Consider the following 18,999-nt stretch of genomic DNA (forward strand, 5'->3'; position numbering starts at 1 on the left):
TAAATACCTTGGCCAGCGCCTGCTCACGAAACGCCAACGAATACGTTTGTTTGATCTTCAACTTACACCTCTGAGCTTCTTGATTAAGAAATTTCAGAGGCGACAACTAGTCTGACGCCGCGGGCTCCCATGACAAGCAGGTCGGCCCCCATGGCCTTCGCCTGTTCGTGGATCGCCCTTCCATCCCCTTGAGCCGCGTCGATCGATTGCCATTGCACCGGCAGATGCTGGCGTTCCAGCCATTCCCGCAATGGCAGGGAGGGACGATGCCTGCCGGCATCCGATATGTCCTCTCCATCCAGAACCGTAACTTTCTCCGCTTGGCGCAGCAGCGGCAGTGCCGTCTTGACCGCTCGTGCGGCCTCCACCGAGCCGTTCCATGCGATCGCCACCTTCTGCACGCCGGGATGGCTTGCCCAGGCCTCGGGCACCAGCAGCATGGGAATGCCTCCTTCGAACAGGGACCGGCTCAGTGGATTGAGGCCCCATAGTGGGAGGGTGTCGTTGGCGGAGAGACGACCGATCATCAGGTCGGACAAGCTGGCCTGTCGTGCGATGACACTTTGCCAATGGCCGCGAACGACTTCCCAGCTTCCATCAACACCGTGTCCTCGGCAGAGTTCGCGCCACCAGTCGCGCCGTCCGTTGGCATCGTGTTCCTCTTCATCGAGGGCGATCAAGGCATCGGGAAGCACCAGCGACGTCGTATCCAGCGCGACGATCTGAAGACCGGTGAGATGGGCGTCATGTTGGCGGGCCAAACCAAAGGCGAATCGAATCAGCGTTGAATCGATCTCGCGAGTGTCGATATTGACGGTGAATTCGAGCATATCCGAGCGCCTCAAGTTCGTACCGTACGCCAATGATCATTAGCCCTCCGCGACCTGCTGGCCGACTTGACCTGAATCAATCGGAACGTCTTTTGACGCCAAGGTGTCTTGCTGGCCGATGCAACCATGCGTATGAGTGACGCGCTGCATGGCCATCTCAAAGCATTCGTCGCAATGTATTGTCGCGAAGAAGAAAGTGATGCCATAGCGAGGCCGCAATATGCGCGCCGATCACCCAGTAGAAGATTTCCCCGAGCGTCTCGTGAATCTCGCCTATGGATTCGCCTGCGGCATGATCGGGACCGACCAGAGCAGGAAGGCTCCAACCTGCCCATGGCAGGCTGACAAGGTCGCCCGCGTAGTTGACCTGAAGTATGCCGAGTATGGGTTGTGCTACCAGGAAAGCATACAAAGCCAGATGCAGCACGCGAGCGGCGATGATGACGATGGTCTTCGGCGCAGGAACGATGGGAGGCGCCGTGGTGGCGAGTCGGGAAAGAATACGGGGTATCAGCAGTGCCAACACCGCGAGCCCCGCCAGATAGTGCCCTTGCATCATCAGTGACGGTGGCGCTCCCTTGGGGCCTTCATCGTCGCCGAGATCGACGGATAAATATGCTGCCACGATGGCCAGAACAGTCAGCCAGTGCATCCAGCGAATGGTTGCGCTGTAGCGGGTCGCGTTCTGATTCATGCGCATTCACCTCAAGGTTCTATGGCTTGGGTCGCGGAGTCGTTGTCACACTCGGCGGCAGAATCGGTAGCGTGACAATGGGCTGGTCGCCGGTCAGCGCGCCCAGGAAGACTTCGATTTTTCGGGCCTCGTCGTCGGTCAGCTTGGCGCCAAGCTGGCTGCTGCCCATGATCGCAATCGCCTGCCGCAGATCCCAGACTTTGCCGGTATGGAAATAAGGGGCGGTAAGGGTAATGTTGCGCAAGGATGGCACCCGAAATACATACTCGTCGCTGACAGTCTTCGTTACGGCGAAACGCCCCTTGTCGCCTGGTGGAAGAATATCGGCACCAGGACGCTCGACGACCCCGAACGGGGCGTACATGCCGCCGCCGATGTTGACGCCTTTGTGGCAGGCGACGCAGCCCTTGTTGATGAACAACGCCAAGCCCTCCTTCTGAGTGGCATCGAGCGCCTTGTCGTTACCGGTGAGGTAGCGATCGAACGGAGCATGAGGCGTGATCAATGTCGCCTCGAATACCGCAATGGCCTTGCGAACATTGTCGAGCGTGATCGGGTCGGATTCACCGGGATAGGCTTTGGCAAATGCACCTGCATAACCTGGAATGCCTTTGAGCTGCTCAACGACATGCGTTTCGGTGGTGCCCATTTCGACCGGGTTGACCAGCGGCCCTCCGGCCTGTTGTTCGAGATCCTTCGCCCTGCCATCCCAGAACTGGGCGACATCGAACACGGCGTTGTAGACGGTTGGTGCATTGCGCCCGCCGTGCTGCCAACGATGACCCAGTGAAGTCTCCTGCAGATCGACGCCACCCATGCCGATCATGTGGCAGGAGTTGCAGCTGATGGAATGGCTTTCGGAGAGCCGCGGCTCGAAGTAGAGCATCTTGCCAAGCGCCACCTTGGCCGGTGTGGCAGGATTGCCCGGCAGCGGTGGTGCACTGATGGGTATCGGCTTGAACAACCCCTGGGTCACTTGGACCACCATGGCGTGAAAGCGAAAATCCATTCGCAGGAATCGTCCGGCATCGACATCGGCAGCCTCATCTTGTCCCACGCCAAAAAGACCGGAGCCGATCTGATCGTCGCCGGCGGCTATGGTCACTCCAGGCTTCTTGAATGGATTTTGGGTGGCGTCACCCGGGAGTTGCTAGCCACAACCTCGATACCGCTGCTTTTGTCGAACTAGGCCTAGCCTCAAGTAGACAATTTTAGCCAGCTTGCGGCAGCGGCCCGGGCAAGGTCAGATCGCCTTTTTGCACAATTCCCGCTTGAAAACCTGAGGGGCCGCGATTTTCCGGTGGGTGAGGCGATGCCGCCTCTTGCCTCGAACTTGTCCGATGCCGGCCGTGTCAGCGAGGGCCACCGTAGTGCCCGCACAGCGCAAAGCCCGGATCGGACAGCGACGGCGGCGGCGTGAGGGTACCCCAGCGCGAAGGCGCCGAACCCATCACCAGTTTCAACGTGCCGCCATCGGCGATCTGGCCGTGACGGAACCAGGCGGTGTCCAGCGGCTTGCCGTTGAGCGTGGCCGACTGCACGTAGCGGTTGAGACGGTCGGGGCGGAAATTCTCGGCGACGATGCTGAAGGTCTTGCCATTGCCCAGCTGCATGTCGACCTGCGGGAACGAGGGCGTTCCGATCAGATATACATCCTGACCCGCATTCGGATAGAAGCCCATCGACTGGAAGGCGTACCAGCTCGACATGGCGCCCGAATCGTCGTTGCCGGGGATGCCGGCGCGCGTGTCGAGAAAGAACTTCTCCAGATGATCGATGATGCGATCGGCGGTGCGATCGGGGCGGCCGGCCCACAGGTAGAGATCGGGAATGAGGAAGCCCGGCTCGTTGGTGATGTCGAAGTGAGAACGGTCGAAGAACACGTCCAGGCGCTTCACGAACGCCTCGTTGCCGCCGGCCATGTCGATCAGCCGACGCACGTCCTGTGGCGCGTACAGCGAATACGTCCACAGATCGCCTTCGTAGAAGAAATCCGGCCAGGTGCCGCGCTTGACCAGATACGGCGCGCCCCAGCTGCCGTCGGCGTTGCGCGGACGCAGAAAACCCTTGACGCCTTCCTGCTCCAGCGAGGCATCCCAGAGGTTGGCCCAGTTGCCGGCCTGGCCGATGTAGCGCTTCGCTTCCTGCGCATGACCTAGCCCGCACGCCAGTTCGGCGATGGTGAAGTCGTCATACGCATACTCGACGGTGCGCGAGCCGGCGCGTTCGGTAGGCTGGGCGATGTAGCCCAGCGTGTTGTAGGTATCCAGGCCGCCGCGGCCATGCTTGCGCGGATCGGCCGGCGGCACCTGGGCGTCCTTGAGCATCGCCTGCAGGCCGGTGGCGTAGTCGATGCCGGTCAGGCCTTTGACGTAGGCATCGGCCACCAGCACGTCGGCATTGCTGCCGCCCTGGGTGCGGCCATTGTCGTTGCCCACGCGGGCGTCGGGCATGTAATCCGCGTGGCGATACGTGTCGATCAGCGAACGCACCATGTCGCGCTGGCGGTCGGGCGCGATCAGGGCGAGCAGCGGACCGTTGCTGCGGAAGATGTCCCAGATCGCCTGGAAGTCGTCGTAATACGGCTGGTCCGACGACCACTTCGGATTCTCGCCGGTGTGGTCGGACGGCGTCAGCATGGTGTGGTACAGCGCGGTATAGAACTTGCGCCGCTCGACCTCGTTGGCGCCATGGATCTCGATCTTCGACAGCGCCCGGTTCCACTGCGCCACCGCCGCCTGATGCGCGGCCGCGAAATTCCAGCCGGGAATTTCCTGCTCGGCATTCCGGCGCGCCCGCGCCACGCTGATGAAGGAGATGCCGACCTTGACCTGGATCGCCTGGCCGGCCTCGACCCGGTAGTCCAGCGAGGCGCCGAGGTCCTGGTCGGCATCGATGCGAGCATGGGGGGTTTTGCCGAGCCGACGACCCTGCCAGGTCTGCGCGCCGGCAGCGGGCGTGTCGGTCGCCAGATAGAAATACACGCGGTATTCGCCGCCTTCGTTCCAGCCACCGATGTAGCGGCCCACGCCTTCGATCTCGTGGCTGGACACCACCTTGACGTCGCCGCCGAGGAAGCGCTGATCTTCCGGGCCGGTACCTGTGTTGATGGCGTGCTGGATGTCTACCGTGACATGTGCGTCGCCCGCATCGGTGAAGGTGTAGCGCTGCATGCCGGCGCGCCGGCTGGCGGTCAGCTCGGCCCGGGTGCGATAGCGGCTCAGGTAGGTCGAGTAATAGCCGACACTGGCCTCCTCGTCGCTGCGCGGCGAGTGAATGTCGGCGGGCTGCAGCGCGCCCGTGACCGGGGCCACCAGGATGTTGCCGTACTTGCCCGCCCCGCCACTCAGATGCAGATGGCTGAAACCCACCACCTCGCCCGTGCTGTGGTAGCCGGACTTGATCAGCTTGCCGTCGAAGGTGCGCACATCCGGGCCGAGCTTGACCATGCCGAACGGCACCGTGGCGCCCAGGAAGACTTCGCCGTCCCAGTCCACTCCGATGAAGGGATCCACATCCTTCGCATGATCGGCCGCGCTCACCGAAGTGGCGATGGCAAGCAGACCGGCGCAGCCGAGCCGCATGCCCCAGTGGCAAATCCCGCGAGACGGAGGGTTGGCGAACCACGTCATCTCGAATGATCCTTGTCGGCGTGCAGTTGAAAACAATCAATGATTGCCGCCGCCGCGGTCCGTTACGGCGCCGCCTCGCCGGCGTGCGGATCGGCGGGCTCGACCACCGCAATGCCGCCCCCCGATGCGGCAGCCGTCAAGGATGGGTATCTTTTATCGGCTGCCACATCGCGGATTCCAAAGTGCTTTTCAAGCGGCCTTTTTCGCCGCCGTCTTTTTGCCGACTCGCTTGGCGGCCTTCTTGACGGCCTTCTTGACGGCTTTCTTCGCGGGGCTCGCACTCTTGGCCGGTGCCGCGGGCCTGGCGGAACCGTCGATCAGCAGGCTTTCCGCGGTGACGCCGCGACGCCGGAGAGCCTTCGCAAACCAGGCCGGCTGGCGTCCGCGCCCGGACCAGGTCTGGGATGGATCGGAAGGGTCGCGGTACTTCGGAGCCACCGAACCCGTCTTGGCTTTCTTGCCCGCTGCCTTCTTGCCGCGCGACGGGTAGATGTCATCCAGGCCGAGGCTGCTGCTGGCCAGCAAGGCCTCGATTTTCTGTTTGACGGACTGGACATGAGCGGCGCGTGCTTCGTGCATCTGCGCGTTCGCGTTCTCGATGAGTGCTTGAAGTTCTTTTGGGGAAAGGGTCTTGAGATCGATGGCCATCAGGGGTACCTAGGGTTGGGTTTTACGGGCCCATTCTAAAGCATTGAGCCTATGAGACTACCCACCCCGCAAAAGCGTAGCCGGGCGACTTGAATCTACCTGGTGCGGCAATCCCTATTTGGAGACGGCTTATGCATCCAATAAAGATCATGACCCTCACGATAATGGCGTCGACGGTGGTCGCCCATGCAGCCGCCCAGACGAGCATCAGATCCCGTGCGTCCGCGCACATTTTCAGCCCCGGCGTGATTTCCGGCCCCGACGGAGACATGGCACCAGGTTTCGCATCGGGAAGGAGCCGTTTGTACTTCACCCGGAGCTATCCGGATACCTCGGCCATCATGATCTCCGACAAAAAGGACGCATCCTGGTCGACACCTGTGGTGGCTCCGTTCTCCGGCCATTGGCGCGATCTCGAACTCGCCATCGCACCGAATGGCGCTTACGCCGTTTTCGCCTCCAATCGCCCGTATCCCGGGCAAACGGATTCATTGCAGGCCACCTATTTCGGTCGGCCTCAAAGTGGCGGCAATCTCTGGAAAAATGGATTTGGAGTCCGGGAACTCCGCACCCCGCCCGCTTCCACCGTCAGTCAATGATGGAAATTCGGTTTGGACGCCTTCGATATCCCGGAACAATAATTTGTATTTCATGAAGACCGATCCCGTCGGCGGACGCTTTCGCTTGCACGTCGCCAGTTATGACGGAGTGAAATACCGGCATGTCGACGGGCTTCCCTTCAGCACGGGTGCTTTCAACGACGTCGACCCCTCGATCGACACGAATGAAAAGTTTCTGGTCTTCAGCTCGGATCGTGGAGCATCGGTGAACGGATCCAAACCGGGTCCCGAGCGACTTTTTATCGCCTTCAATCCCAGGAGTCCGGATGCGCTTGTCTGCGCCCTGGAGATTCCAGGCTGGACGAACAAGTCGGAGTCTCAGATTGAGTCGCGGCTCAGTCCCGACGAACGCACGCTCTATTTCTCGAGCCGCCATCTCGACGATTCTGCGCGGTCCACCAAGGCCGCATGGAACCATGGAAGTATCAACATCTGGATGATCCCGCTGCGCCCGAATCTATGGCGCGCAGCAAAGAGCGCAAGCGCCGCATGCAGGTCACACGCCTAGGGATGGTCTGAATAAGTCCACTGCGGTCTGGAGAAGAGTGCCCCTTGTGGGGGCGACTCCAGTCGCGATCACGTAGCAGCACGCTGCGCCGCCTGACTGTGCATCGAGCCGCTGCAACGCCGGGATGCTGCAGGCCGCTGCCGCGGCCATCGCGACTGAAGTCGCTCCCACGATGCAGGCCACGGCCGGTGTGTACCTTTCTCCGGAACGCAGGGACGTCGTTCCTTGGGGTTGGGGTGGTCTGAACAAGTCCGAATTTTCCAGCGCTTGTCACCGCAAATCATCAAGGTAAAAGGCTTCTGATTTTCGCGTCTGGACTAGTTCAGAGCATCCCTAGAAGCCCAGAACGAATGCCAACGCCGTAGCCGACGAGATCGACCAATATCTCGTTGATGCCGCCTCGGCGCGGGCCGAGGCGGCATCTCCTTTGGAGTAGAGGCTGACGCTTAGAAGCTGACGTTCAACGTCATCCTTGCGCCCTGATCGCTGGTGCCGCTGGCGAACTGGCCGAGGTAGCTGGCATCCACGCTGACGTTCTTGGCCAGCTTGAAGTCGATACCAAGGTCCGTCGCCACCGCATGCCGCGCTACCGGCATGCCGCTGACCGCGAAGCTGTTGCCGCCGGCCACGAAGCGCATCGTGGCGACCGGCGCCAGGTCGCCCCACGCCTGTTGGAAACCGAGGCTGGCGTGGGCGTGGATGCCGCTGGCGGCATCCAGCGTCAGCGTCTCGCGCAGGCCCAGCGTGGCGGTATTGACCGAGGCGCTGTTGCCGGCGACCGCCAGGGCGGCGTTACCGCCGCCTTCCTGCAAGGCATCGCTGTGCACGCGCACCCGCGCCACGTTCACGAATGGCTCCAGCTGCTGGCCCGGCGTCACATTGAACTGATAGCCGCCCTCGGCATAGACCTGCGCGGTCTGCGCATGGTGTTCGCTGCTCAGCCGATCGCTGTAGCTGCCGAAACCGACTGTCCGGTTGCTGTGCACGTCCTGCCACGAGTACGCCGCACCGCCGCGCAGCACGAACGCCCCGAGCGCGGTGCTGCCGTACAGGCCGACATGATCCCCGAGGACGTGGGCCGAGGAGCCCACGCTGTTCGACTGGATCGAGCTCTGGCCATGGCCGAGCACCGCACCGAGCCGGGCGTTGCCGCCCAGCGACAGGTCGGCGCCCACCAGCAGACCGCTGCCGTTGGCCTGCAGCAGCGCGGCATCGCCGTTATCGTCATGGCGCCCACCGTGGCCCCAGGCACTGGTCCACACACTGACGCCCTGGTCCGTCGTCCCTTCCGCACCGTCGTTCTGGCCGAGCAGGTGACGATTGATCGCATCGCGCACGTAGCGGCTGTCGTCGACCAGCGCGGTGCCGGTATTGGCATGGATCACGCCGGAGAGCTGGTCGAACGCGTGTTGTGCGGTGGAGGCATCGAGCAGGGTCAACGCGGAGTACATCGGGCTGACGAAACCGAAGCCGTTGGTCACGCTGGCCACGGCATGCTGGTTCGATGTCTGCGCCACGCTGGCGAAGTTGATGTCGTTGCGTTCCAGCGACAGATTCGCTGCATGGGCGGTATAGCTCAGCACCGGATCGAGGAACAGCAGGCTGGAACTGGCCGACGCAAACTGTCCGCTGACGCCCTGGGCGCCGGTGAGGATGGTGTAGTCGGTGCGCGGGGCCCAGTTGCCGGCCTGGCCCAGCACCACCGCGCTGCCGCCGAGGATGGTCACCTTGCCTCCCACCGCCAGCAGGCTGGCCCGGCCGGTGGGCGTGGCGTCGATGTTCAGCACGCTGTTCGCCGCCTGCGTGTAGTTGCCGTTGATCGTGAGCGTGCCGATCGAACCGCCCGGCCACACGGTGCCGCCGTTGACCACGTTACCGCCGATGGTGCCGTGGCCACGCAGCGTGCCGCTGGCAGCCACCTGCACGTTGCCGCCGAGGAAGGCCGAGGGCGTATTCGCGTCGCCCACTTCCAGCGTGCCGGCGCCGACCGTGGTGCTGCCGGTGAACGCGCTGTGTCCGTTCATCACCAGCAAGCCGTTGCCGCTCTTGGTCAGCGTACCGCTGCCGGCGATCGCGCCGGCAAACGTGCCCGCACTGTTCTGGTTGAACACCAGCGTGGCGTTGTCGGTGATGTTGCCCTGCAGACTGGTGGTGTCGCCTTGCAGCGTGCCGGCGTTGATCGTGGTGCCGCCGCTGTAAGTGTTGGCACCGGCGAGCGTGAGGGTGCCGCCGCTGTTCTGCACCAGCGCGCCGGCACCGGCGATCACGCCAGCGAAATTCACCGCGTCGCTGCGGTCGAACACCAGCGTGCCGTTGTCGGTGACGTTACCGACGATCGAGCCAGCAGTGCCGCCGTTGCCGATCTGCAAGGTACCGGCGCTGATCGCGGTACCACCGGTGTAGCTGTTGGTGCCAGTGAGAGTCAGCGTGCCGCTACCGTTCTGCACCAGCGCGCCGCTACCGGAGACCACGCCACCGAAGGTGGCCGCATCGCTGCGGTCGAACGCCAGCGTGCCGTTGTCGATCACATTGCCCACGATCGCACCGATGCTGCCGCCATTGCCGAGCTGCAGCGTGCCGGCGTGGATGGTGGTGTCTCCGGCATACGTGTTTGCGCCGGTGAGCGTGAGTGTGCCATTGCCGTTCTGCGCCAGCGCGCCGCTGCCGGAGACCACGCCAGCGAAGGTGACCGCATCGGCGCGATCGAACGCCAGCATGCCGTTATCGGCCACGTTGCCCACGATCGAACCCGCGGTGCCGCTGCTACCGATCTGCAACGTACCGGTATTGATGGTGGTCCCGCCGGTGCAGCTGTTGGCGCCAGTGAGGATCAAGGTGCCGCTGCCGTCCTTGCTCAGCGAGCCCGTGCCTGATACCGCCCCGGCAAACGTACCCACGCTGTTCTGGTTGAACACCAGCGTGGCGTTGTCGGTGATGTGGCCTTGCAGACTGGTGGTGTCGCCTTGCAGCGCGCCGGCGTTGATCGTGGTGCCGCCGCTGTAAGCGTTGGCGCCTGTAAGCGTGAGTGTGCCGCTGCCGTCCTTGCTCAGCGAACCCGCGCCGGATACCGCACCAGCGAACGTACCATCGCTGCCCTGGTTGAAATCCAGCGTGGCGTTGTCGGTGATGTTGCCCTGCAGACTGGTGGTGTCGCCTTGCAGCGTGCCGCCATTGATCGTGGTGCCGCCGCGGTAATTATTGGAGCCGGTGAGGATCAAGGTGCCGCTGCCGTCCTTGCTCAGCGAACCCGTACCGGATACCACGCCGGCGAACGTACCGTTGCTGCCCTGGTTGAAATCCAGCGTGGCGTTGTCGGTGATGTTGCCCTGCAGGCTGGAAGTATTCCCGCGCAAGGTGCCCGCGTTGGTGGTGGTGCCGCCGGTATAGCTGTTGGCACCAGTCAGTGTAAGTACGCCGCTGCCGTTCTGGCTCAGCGAGCCGGTGCCGGAGATGATGCCGGCCAGCATGCCGGCGCTGCTGAGGTCGGATACCAGGGCGCTGTTGTCGGTGATGTCGCCGGCGAGGCTGCCGGTGCTGCCGCCGTTGCCGATCTGCAAGGTGCCCGCGCTGATCACGGTATTCGCCGGCGCCAGATCGCTGTCCATGGTCCAGCTGCCAGTGCCCTGCTTGGTCAAGGTACCGGCGAAACTGGTGGTGCCGGTCACCGCAGCGGAATAGAGCTGGGTACCGGTGCCGTCGAGCGTCAGCGTCGAGCCGGTGTTGCTGCCGATGTCCAACGCGCCGGCGAGGGTGCTGCCGCCGATCAGCGTCACCGCATTGGCATCGCCCGAGTTGAGATACACGGAACCACTCAGCGTGCCGGCATTGGTCAGGTCGACCGCGCCGCTGCCGAACACCGATACGCTGGCGTCGGGGCCGCTGATGCTGGCGCCGGCGGCGTTCATGACCGTGCTGTTTCCAGCCAGGGCGATGCCGGTGCCGGTGCCCGTGATGCTGGCGCCGCCCTGATTGATGACCGTGCCGCCCTGATGCAGGACCACGCCGACACCGGTGCCGCTGCTGTTGGTCGTGCCGTTGATGCTGGCACCGCCCTGGTTGATCACCGTGCCGATCTGCGACATGCGCACGGCGACGTTGCCGCTGATGTTGGCGCCGCTGTCGTTGGTCAGCGTGCCGCCCTGGAGCATCAGCACGGCGTCGTTCAAGCTGCTGTGGATGCTGGCGCCGTTCTCGTTGGTCACCTGGCTCGGGCTGCCATCGGTGACCAGGGCGTAGTTGATGCCGCTGATGCTGCTGGTGCTGCCGGTATTGGTGACGGTGCCGCCGGTATGCAGCCACAGGCCGATGACGTCGCCCGCAATGCTGCCGCCATCGTGGTTGAGGACCGTCGCCATGCCGCCGGTGGCGTTCACGCCGATATCGCCCGGATTGGTGTGCGAGATGGTGCCGGCGTTGTCCAGCGTGGCGCCGTTGTTGACCGCGATCGGATTGGCCAGCGTGATACCGCTGTCCACTTTCAAGGCGGCGCCCTGGTTGGCGGTGTTGTCTACCGTCACGCTGTCGGTGCCCAGCGCCGAGTTGTTGGCCGCCTCCAGGGTGCCGCCATTGATCGTGGTACCGCCGCTGTACGTGTTGGCGCCGGAAAGTACCAGCGTGCCCAGGTCGGCTTTGATCAAGCCGTCGGTACCGGCGATGGCGTTCTCGATCGTGGCGGAATAGCCTGCGCCCGCCGTGCTGCCGTCACCCACGCGGACGACCGGTGCCGTGCCGTTGCCGCCGACCAGGGTCAGCGTGTCGCCGGTCAGCGTGTAGCCGTCGCTGGCGAACTGCACGCCGGTGGCGCTGACCGCGCCGGTGCTGCCGTCCACTGTCACCGTGCCCGGCGCACCGCCAAAGATGGCGAAGCCCGGCTGCGGCTGCATCACTGCCGAAACACTGCCGGCGGCGTCGGTCCAGCTCGGCGAGGTCGTCGTCCAGCTGCCGTTGCCGCCGCCCATCTGGGTGCTGCTGGCGAGACCGTTGCCGTTCCACAGGTTCAGCGTCATGCCCGTCGTGTTGAGCAGGTTGATCTGCTTGGCCGTGGTGAGGGTCTGGATCTGGTACTGGCCTGCAGGCGTGCTGCCCAGACTGATCCCGCCGTTGGTTTCGGTCAGCGTGCCGCCGTAGCTGAAGAGGTTGTACAGGCCCGGGCCGAAGCCGCCGGCATCGGCGACATTGAGTACGGCGCCGTCCAGTTCGAGGTTGCCGCCCACGGTGACACTGTCGCCGGTGCCAAAGGTCTGGAAGTCCGCACCCGGTGCGCCGAACTCGTAGTCGAGCACGCTGCCCTGGGCAAAGGTCGCGTTGCCGCCGATGGTCAGCGTGCCGATGCTGCCGCCCGGCGACAGATGCGCGCCGTTGGCGACATCCACATTGCCCCCGATGGTGCCATGGCCGCCCAGCGTGGCGCCGCTGTCGACGCCGACATCGCCGGCGATCGACGCGCCGAGATGCGTGCTGTCGCCGACCAGCAGCGTGCCGTCGGCCACCGTGGTGCCGCCTGTGTAGCTGTTGGTGCCATTCAACACCAGCAGGCCGCTGCCGGTCTGCGCTAGCGAGCCGCTGCCGCTGATGACGCCGGCGAAGCTCACCGCATCGCTGCGGTTGAAGGTCAGCGCGCCGTTGTCGATGACGTCGCCAGTGATGGAACCGCTGGTGCCGCCGTTGCCGACTTGCAACGTGCCGGCATTGATCGTGGTGCCACCGGTGTAGGTGTTGGCACCGGTGAGGGTCGTAGTGCCCGTGCCGATCTGGTTGAGCGAACCGGTGCCGCTGACCACTCCTGCGAAACTCACTGAATCGCTGCGGTCAAAAGTCAGCGCGCCGCCATCGACGACATCGCCGGCAATCGAACCGGCGGCACCGCCGTTACCGATCTGCAGCGTGCCCGCATCGATCGTCCATAACGCGCCGGTCGCCACCGTACCGGTGAGCGTCCAGGTGCTGGTGCCGGTTTTCTCGTACGTGTTGAAACCCTGATACCCGGCACCGCTGCCGAGCGCATCGACCGACCCGTTCAAGGTCGCGTCGGCGTTGCCACCGAGAACGAACGTATCGCCGCCGTTGGTCGTACCGCTGCTGCTGACCACGTTGCCGCGGAATGCATAACCGGCGTCGATCTCCAGCGTGTTGCCGCCACCGCTGAAATCGACCGCATCGGCCTGCACGCCATTGCCCATGCCGCCGGCGATACTGCCGGCGTTGATCACCGTGGAGCCGCCGGTCGATATCACGCCCGCGCCACCGGCGCCATTCGTGCTGCCGTTGCCACCGTTGCCACCGGCAATGCTGCCGGTATTGGTCAGCTGTAGCGCCGAACCCGTGACGCCTGCGCCACCGGCCCCGCCCGCGCCGGCCACACCGTTGCTGCCAAAGCTGCCTCTCTGGCTGTAGCCGCCGAGGTAGCTATATCCGCCAATACCACCCGTGCCGCCCATGCCACCGGCACCGCCGGCGCCACCGTGGATGCTGCCGCTGTTGCTCAGCGTCAACGCAGTGCCCGTAACGCCCGCGCCGCCAGTGCCACCATCGCCGCCGTTGCCGCCGTCGCTGCCGGCACCGCCATGCGCATAATAGGAACTGCCGCCGTTGCCACCGTTGCCGCCATTGCCACCCTGAGCACCGGCGCCACCGATAACGGAGCCTGTGTTGGTCAGCGTGAAGGCCGAGCCACTGACGCCTGCCGCACCGCTACCGCCCAGCCCGCCGCTGGCGGCAGCGAAGGTGTCGCCGCCATTGCCAAGGTAATCGTAGCCACCCGATCCGCTGTTGCCGCCATTGCCGCCAGCCCCACCCGCACCACCCGCGATGCCGCCGTTATTGGTGAGCGTGAAGCCCGATCCGTACACACCAGCGCCGCCACCGGCACCCGAACCGGCGGCACCCGCCGCACCACCGTGCGGGTTGTTGCAGCAGCTCGACCCACCATCACCGCCATTGCCGCCACTGCCGCCGGCGCCGCCCAACCCACCGCCGACCTGGCTGTTGTTGATGACCGTGAAACCACTGCCGCTGGCGACTATGCCGCCGCCGGTGCCATTGCTCCCAGCCGTGCCATCGCCGCCCCCGGTGTTGTAACCGCCGTAGTTGCCGTTATTGCCGTTGCCGCCACTGCCACCGCCGGTGCCCGCGGCATTGACGTTCGCACCGGTACCGCCCACGGCCAGCGTCGTGCCCGTCGCCAGCGCGAAGCCGCCGCTGAAGGTGTTCGCGTCGCCCAGCAGATCGAGTTCGCCGCCATCGATCGACCACAGCCCACTGGCGCTGGTATTGGCGCCGGTCAGGCTCAGCAAGCCATCGCCCGATTTGCTCAGACTGCCGCTGCCTGCAACGGTCCCGCTCAACGCCAGGGTCGTACCGGCATCGGTGGCGATGCCGCCGCCGGAAGCGCCCAGCGTCAGGTTGCGTGAGGAAGTGAAGCTTGCCGAGGTCTCCAGCGTGCCGCCGTTCAAGGTGAGGCCGCCGCTGCTGTCGCCCAGATTATTGTCCGCGCTGACTGACAGCAAGCCCCCGCTGATCGTGGTGCCACCGGTGTAGGTGTTGGCGCCGGTGAGAGTCGTAGAGCCCGAACCGATCTGACTGAGCGAACCGGTGCCGCTGACCACGCCGCCGAAACTCACCGCGTCGCTGCGATCAAATGCCAACGCACCATTGTCGATGACATCACCTGTGATCGAGCCGGTGGTACCGCCATTGCCAAGCTGCAACGTGCCCACGTTGATCGTGGTGCCGCCGGTGTAGGTGTTGGCGCCGGTGAGGGTGAGCGTGCCGGTACCGTCGCCATCGAGCTCCAGCGTGCCCGGCGAGCCGCCGTCGGCGATCGTGCCGCTGAGGGTTTCCGTCTGGCCGCCGCTCAAGGTGACGATGGGATCGCCGTTGAGGGTGAAGCTGTTGCCGATGTCGAGGCCGCCGGCCACGAAGGCGAGGGTGGTGCCGGCCGCCATGTCGACGTTGCCGTAGCCCAGGGCGTTGCTGCTGCCCACGGCCAGCGTGCCGCCACCGATGACGGTGCCGCCCGTATAGAAATTGTCCGCGGTGAAGATGGTCGTACCCGCCAGCGCATCGACCGCGCCGTTGCCGGTGATCGTCGGCGCGAACGTGTAGCCGGTACTGGTGTGGTTGAACACCAGCGTGCCGGTGCCCGAACCAAATCGCACTTGGCCATTGCCACTGGTCAGCGTGCCAGGTGCGGCGGCCGCATCGCCGGCGGCCGCACCGATATTCAGCGTACCGGTCGAGCCGTCATTGCCGATCACGATGTCCGGCGCCGACACGGTTGCGCCATTGGCGACAGTCAACGTGCCGGTGGCGTTGTGCGTGCCGACGGTCAGCTGCGCGCCGGTCTCGACAATGGACGAACCCGCACCGGTTACCGTGACGACACCCGTGGACCCGGCACCATCGCCGATCGAAAGATATTGGCTGACGTTGACCATGCCGCCGGCAGACACGTTCAACGTGCCCATGCCTGACTGGCCCACATTCAAGAATCTCAGGGCATTTACCGTGGCGCCGCTCGTGACATCGAGCGTACCCGTATCCCCTGCATTGTTGCCGAGGTTCAACTCGGCGGCGCTAGTGACCGTTGCACCGTTGCTTACGTTCAGCGTGCCGGTACCGTTGTTGCCTACCAGGAATGGCGCGGCGCTCGTCGCGGTGATGCTCGAACCGCTGCCGTCGACGTTGAGCGTGCCGTTGTCGACGACCATGGCGGTATTCGCCACGCTGCCGCCGTTGGTGATCGCCAGCGTGCCGCCGTCGATGACGGTGCTGCCGCTGTAGGTGTTGGCGCCGGTGAGGGTCGTGGTGCCCGCGCCGATCTGGGCGAGCGAGCCGGTGCCGCTGATCGCGCCGCCGAAGCTCACCGCGTCGCTGCGGTCAAACGCGAGTGCGCCATTATCGATGACGTCACCCGTGATCGAACCGGCGGTGCCGTCGTTGCCGAGCTGCAGCGTGCCCGCGCCGATCGTCCACGACGTGCCGGTCGTCACCGCGCTGGTCAACGTCCAGGTACTGGTGCCGGTCTTCTCGTACGCGTTGAAGCCCTGATACTGCGCACCGCTGCCGAGCACGCCGACCGATCCGCTGAAGGTCGCGTCGACGCTGCCGCCGAGGGCGAACGTATCGCCGCCGTTGATCGTGCCGCTGCTGCTGATCACGTTGCCAGTGATCGCCGAACCGGCCTCAAGCGTCATCGTGTTGCCGCCGCCACCGAAATCCACGGCATCGGCCTGTGCGCCGCTGCCGCCGTTGGCAAGGCCACCGGCAATGGTGCCGGCATTGATCACCATGGCGTTGCCGGTCGCAACGATGCCCGCGCTGCCGGCACCTGCACTGCCGGCGATACCGCCGACGCCATTGGCGCCGTTGGTGGTCTGCGCGCCGACTCCCAACCCACCATTACCTCCGCTGGCAGCCGCACCGGCCACACCACCCGTGCCTCCGATAATGTTGGCCGTATTAGTCAGCGTGAAGCCGCTGCCGCTGATGCCCGCGCCGCCATTGCCGCCATTGCCGCCGTTGCCGCCGTCGCCGCCTTTGCCACCGGAGCTTTTCCACCCGAGTGCCTGGCCACCATTCCCGCCACTGGCGGCCGTGCCGCCGGCGCCGCCCGCGCCACCGGTGATGCTGGCGGTGTTGATCAGCGTGAAGCCGCTGCCGCCGACGCCCACGGCACCATTGCCGCCGCTACCGCCATTGCCTCCATTGCCGCCCACGCCGCCTTGGGTGTATCGGCTGCCGGGCGTGGTGGCATGGCCATTGCCACCATCGCCGCCACTGCCGCCATTGCTGCCGGCACCGCCGACAAGGCTGCCGCCGTTGGTCAATGCAAAGCCGACACCGCTGACACCCGCGCCGCCGACACCACCGGCACCGCCAGCTGCGCCATTGCCACCGTCGCCGCCTCGGTTGTAGTAGCCCGAACCCGGGCTGCCACCCGCGCCGCCAGCGCCGCCGATGCCACCCAGACCACCCGTGGCGCCGGCGAGACTGCCGGTATTAGTCAGTGCAAAGCCGCTGCCGCTGACGCCTGCGCCGCCGGCGCCACCGGTGCCGCCGGCAGCGCCGGTGCCGCCGGCGCCGCCGTTGGAGATGTAGAAGCCCGAAGGAGGATCGCCACCACCGGCACCCCCGGCACCTCCGGCACCTCCGATACCGCCCACACCACCGGAAACGTTGCCGTTGTCGGTCATCGTGAAGCCTGTGCCGGTGACGGCTGAGGAACCATCGTTGCCGGCGATGCCGGAGGAACCGTTGCCTCCAGTGCTGAAAAGTCCGTCGTACCCGCCACCAGCCCCGGTGCCGCCGTTGCCACCGTTGCCGCCACCGGCGCCCGTGGCATTGACGCTTGCGCCCGTGCCGCCCACAACCAGCGTCGTGCCCGTCGCCAGAGTGAAGCCGCCGCTGAAGGTGCTCGCGTTGCCCAGCAAGTCCAGCTCGCCGCCATTGACCGACCACAACCCGCCGGTGCTGGCATTGGCGCCCGTCAGGGTCAGCGTGCCGCCACCCGACTTGCTCAGGCCGCCGCTACCGGCAACCGTTCCGCTCCACGTCAGGTTCGTGCCGGTATCGGTGGCGATGCCGCCGCCGGAAACGCCCAATGTCAGACTGCGCGAGGAGGTGAAGCTCGCTGTGGTTTCCAGCGCACCACCGTCCAGAGTCAAGGTTCCGGAATTGGCGCCAAGGCTGACGTCAGCCGAAATTGCTATGGTTCCCGCGCCGATGGTCCAGGGCGTGGCTGCTGCGGTCGTGCCAGTCAGCGTCCAGGTGCTGGGGCCGGTCTTGAGATAGCTATCGAAGCCGCCGCCGACGGCAACGCTGGCGACATCGAAGCTGGCGTCCGTGCTGCCCGCCAGGGCCAGGACGTTGCCGTTGCCGCTGGTGGAATGCAGACTGCCAGCGAAGCTGTAGCCGCTCTCAAGCTCAAGCGTGTTGTTGCTGCCGGTGATGTCCACGGCGTAGTTGCGGTTGTTGCCGGCACCATCCAGGCCGCCGCTGATGTTGCCGCCCACGATCAGGGTGTTGTTGTTGCCCGAGATGCCGACGCCCACGCCACCGGCCCCAACCATCGAACCCGTGCCTCCGTTGCCGCCGGCGATGCTGCCCGTGGTGTTCACAGAATTGCTGTCGCCAGTGACACTGATTCCCGCACCGCCGCTGCCGCCATTGCCGCGTACACCACCAAACCCACTGATGCTAGCGCTGCCGCCGCTGCCGCCAACAACGTTGCCGCTATTGGTGGCCTGATTGCCGGAGCCACTGAGACCAAGACCCATGCCGCCGCCACCGCCACCGCCGGTATTGGCACTGTATGCCCCGTCGCCGCCATTGCCACCGGCGGTGGTTCCCGCGTTGACGAACGAGGCATTGTTGATTCCAAAGCTCACGCCACCCGCGCCGCCGCCGCCGCCGCCGCCCGCGACGTATGCGCTGCCGCTGCCAGCGCCGCCGCCATAGGCGACACCATTGCCACCCGCTCCGCCAACGACAGCGACGCCGCTGCCGATGTCGAGGGTGCCTGTGGCCACCAGTCCGGGATCTCCGCCGCCACCGCCACTAGATGTGGTGCCGGCGCTACCACCGCCGCCGTAGACACCACCACCACCGCCGCCGCCGCCCACGTATGAGGTCCAGCTGCCGCCAGAGCCCCCTGCGCCGCCGTTCCCTCCGAATGCACCTCCGACACCTGGAGTGACTGCGCTGCCGCCCGTTCCGCTATCCGCCGTAACCGGACCGCCGCCCGCGCCGTTGTTTCCGGTTCCTCCATTCGAACTGGTCGAACCAGTGCACGAAGCGCTGATCGTCCCCGATGTCGTGGCGCAGCTTTGCGCCCAGGTCGGCAACGCGACGGTCCCCAACGCCAGACCCAGCGCGGCAACCAGCGCGCGCACGCGCAGGCTTGCGGCCGGTGATGCGGCTACGCCACCGACAACCACGCCACCCGGCGCGCTCGTCAGTTCCGAAACCACTTGCGGCACACCCAACGTGCGGTTGAAAACGATGCGGTAGATACGGTTCATTGGTGTGGCCCCTGAGTGGTAGCGTGGCGATGCAAGCCCGCCTGAAA

The 18,999-nt window shown here is 65.2% G+C and carries 9 protein-coding genes; 3 read left to right on the plus strand and 6 right to left on the minus strand.

Features of this window, described 5'->3' with window-relative positions:
- Positions 1–83: 83 nt before the first annotated feature.
- The 3 genes from ACFPPB_RS09460 to ACFPPB_RS09470 form a co-directional block, all read right to left on the minus strand.
- Entirely contained in the window at positions 84–830 is a 747-nt protein-coding gene (locus ACFPPB_RS09460) for a hypothetical protein (protein WP_377326517.1), read from the minus strand.
- A gap of 157 nt (positions 831–987) precedes the next feature.
- A complete protein-coding gene (locus ACFPPB_RS09465; RefSeq protein WP_377326518.1) occupies positions 988–1,524 on the minus strand; it encodes a cytochrome b in 537 nt (178 codons plus the stop codon).
- Between the two features lie 19 nt (positions 1,525–1,543).
- Positions 1,544–2,629: a cytochrome-c peroxidase gene (locus tag ACFPPB_RS09470; RefSeq protein WP_377326519.1), complete on the minus strand. Its 1,086-nt coding sequence runs from the start codon at positions 2,627–2,629 to the stop codon at positions 1,544–1,546.
- On the opposite strand from ACFPPB_RS09470, the gene ACFPPB_RS09475 reads away from it, so the two are divergent.
- On the plus strand, positions 2,573–2,713 hold the full coding sequence (locus ACFPPB_RS09475; RefSeq protein WP_377326520.1) for a universal stress protein: 141 nt from the start codon (positions 2,573–2,575) through the stop codon (positions 2,711–2,713). The two genes, ACFPPB_RS09470 and ACFPPB_RS09475, sit on opposite strands and share 57 nt — an antisense overlap.
- Positions 2,714–2,876: 163 nt before the next feature.
- Here ACFPPB_RS09475 and ACFPPB_RS09480 read toward each other — a convergent pair whose 3' ends face one another.
- Positions 2,877–5,156, minus strand: a complete 2,280-nt coding sequence (locus ACFPPB_RS09480; RefSeq protein ID WP_377326521.1) for a GH92 family glycosyl hydrolase — start codon at positions 5,154–5,156, stop codon at positions 2,877–2,879.
- A gap of 189 nt (positions 5,157–5,345) precedes the next feature.
- The gene (locus ACFPPB_RS09485; protein WP_377326522.1) at positions 5,346–5,804 is read right to left on the minus strand and encodes an H-NS histone family protein; all 459 of its coding nucleotides are present in this window, start codon (positions 5,802–5,804) and stop codon (positions 5,346–5,348) included.
- Positions 5,805–5,935: 131 nt separating this feature from the next.
- On the opposite strand from ACFPPB_RS09485, the gene ACFPPB_RS09490 reads away from it, so the two are divergent.
- Entirely contained in the window at positions 5,936–6,403 is a 468-nt protein-coding gene (locus ACFPPB_RS09490) for a hypothetical protein (protein WP_377326523.1), read from the plus strand.
- A gap of 52 nt (positions 6,404–6,455) precedes the next feature.
- Entirely contained in the window at positions 6,456–6,932 is a 477-nt protein-coding gene (locus ACFPPB_RS09495; protein WP_377326524.1) for a hypothetical protein, read from the plus strand.
- 446 nt (positions 6,933–7,378) lie between these two features.
- Here ACFPPB_RS09495 and ACFPPB_RS09500 read toward each other — a convergent pair whose 3' ends face one another.
- Positions 7,379–18,952, minus strand: a complete 11,574-nt coding sequence (locus ACFPPB_RS09500; RefSeq protein WP_377326525.1) for an autotransporter-associated beta strand repeat-containing protein — start codon at positions 18,950–18,952, stop codon at positions 7,379–7,381.
- Between the last annotated feature and the right edge of the window lie 47 nt (positions 18,953–18,999).

The organism is Rhodanobacter terrae (assembly GCF_042657005.1).
Lineage (GTDB): Bacteria > Pseudomonadota > Gammaproteobacteria > Xanthomonadales > Rhodanobacteraceae > Rhodanobacter > Rhodanobacter terrae.

Bases quoted from the DNA above. Each gene is read 5' to 3' on its own strand.
- ACFPPB_RS09485 (WP_377326522.1), bottom strand. From the start codon at position 5,804: ATGGCCATCGATCTCAAGACCCTTTCCCCAAAAGAACTTCAAGCACTC.
- ACFPPB_RS09495 (WP_377326524.1), top strand. From the start codon at position 6,456: ATGAAGACCGATCCCGTCGGCGGACGCTTTCGCTTGCACGTCGCCAGT.
- ACFPPB_RS09465 (WP_377326518.1), bottom strand. From the start codon at position 1,524: ATGAATCAGAACGCGACCCGCTACAGCGCAACCATTCGCTGGATGCAC.
- ACFPPB_RS09460 (WP_377326517.1), bottom strand. From the start codon at position 830: ATGCTCGAATTCACCGTCAATATCGACACTCGCGAGATCGATTCAACG.
- ACFPPB_RS09500 (WP_377326525.1), bottom strand. From the start codon at position 18,952: ATGAACCGTATCTACCGCATCGTTTTCAACCGCACGTTGGGTGTGCCG.
- ACFPPB_RS09490 (WP_377326523.1), top strand. From the start codon at position 5,936: ATGCATCCAATAAAGATCATGACCCTCACGATAATGGCGTCGACGGTG.
- ACFPPB_RS09480 (WP_377326521.1), bottom strand. From the start codon at position 5,156: ATGACGTGGTTCGCCAACCCTCCGTCTCGCGGGATTTGCCACTGGGGC.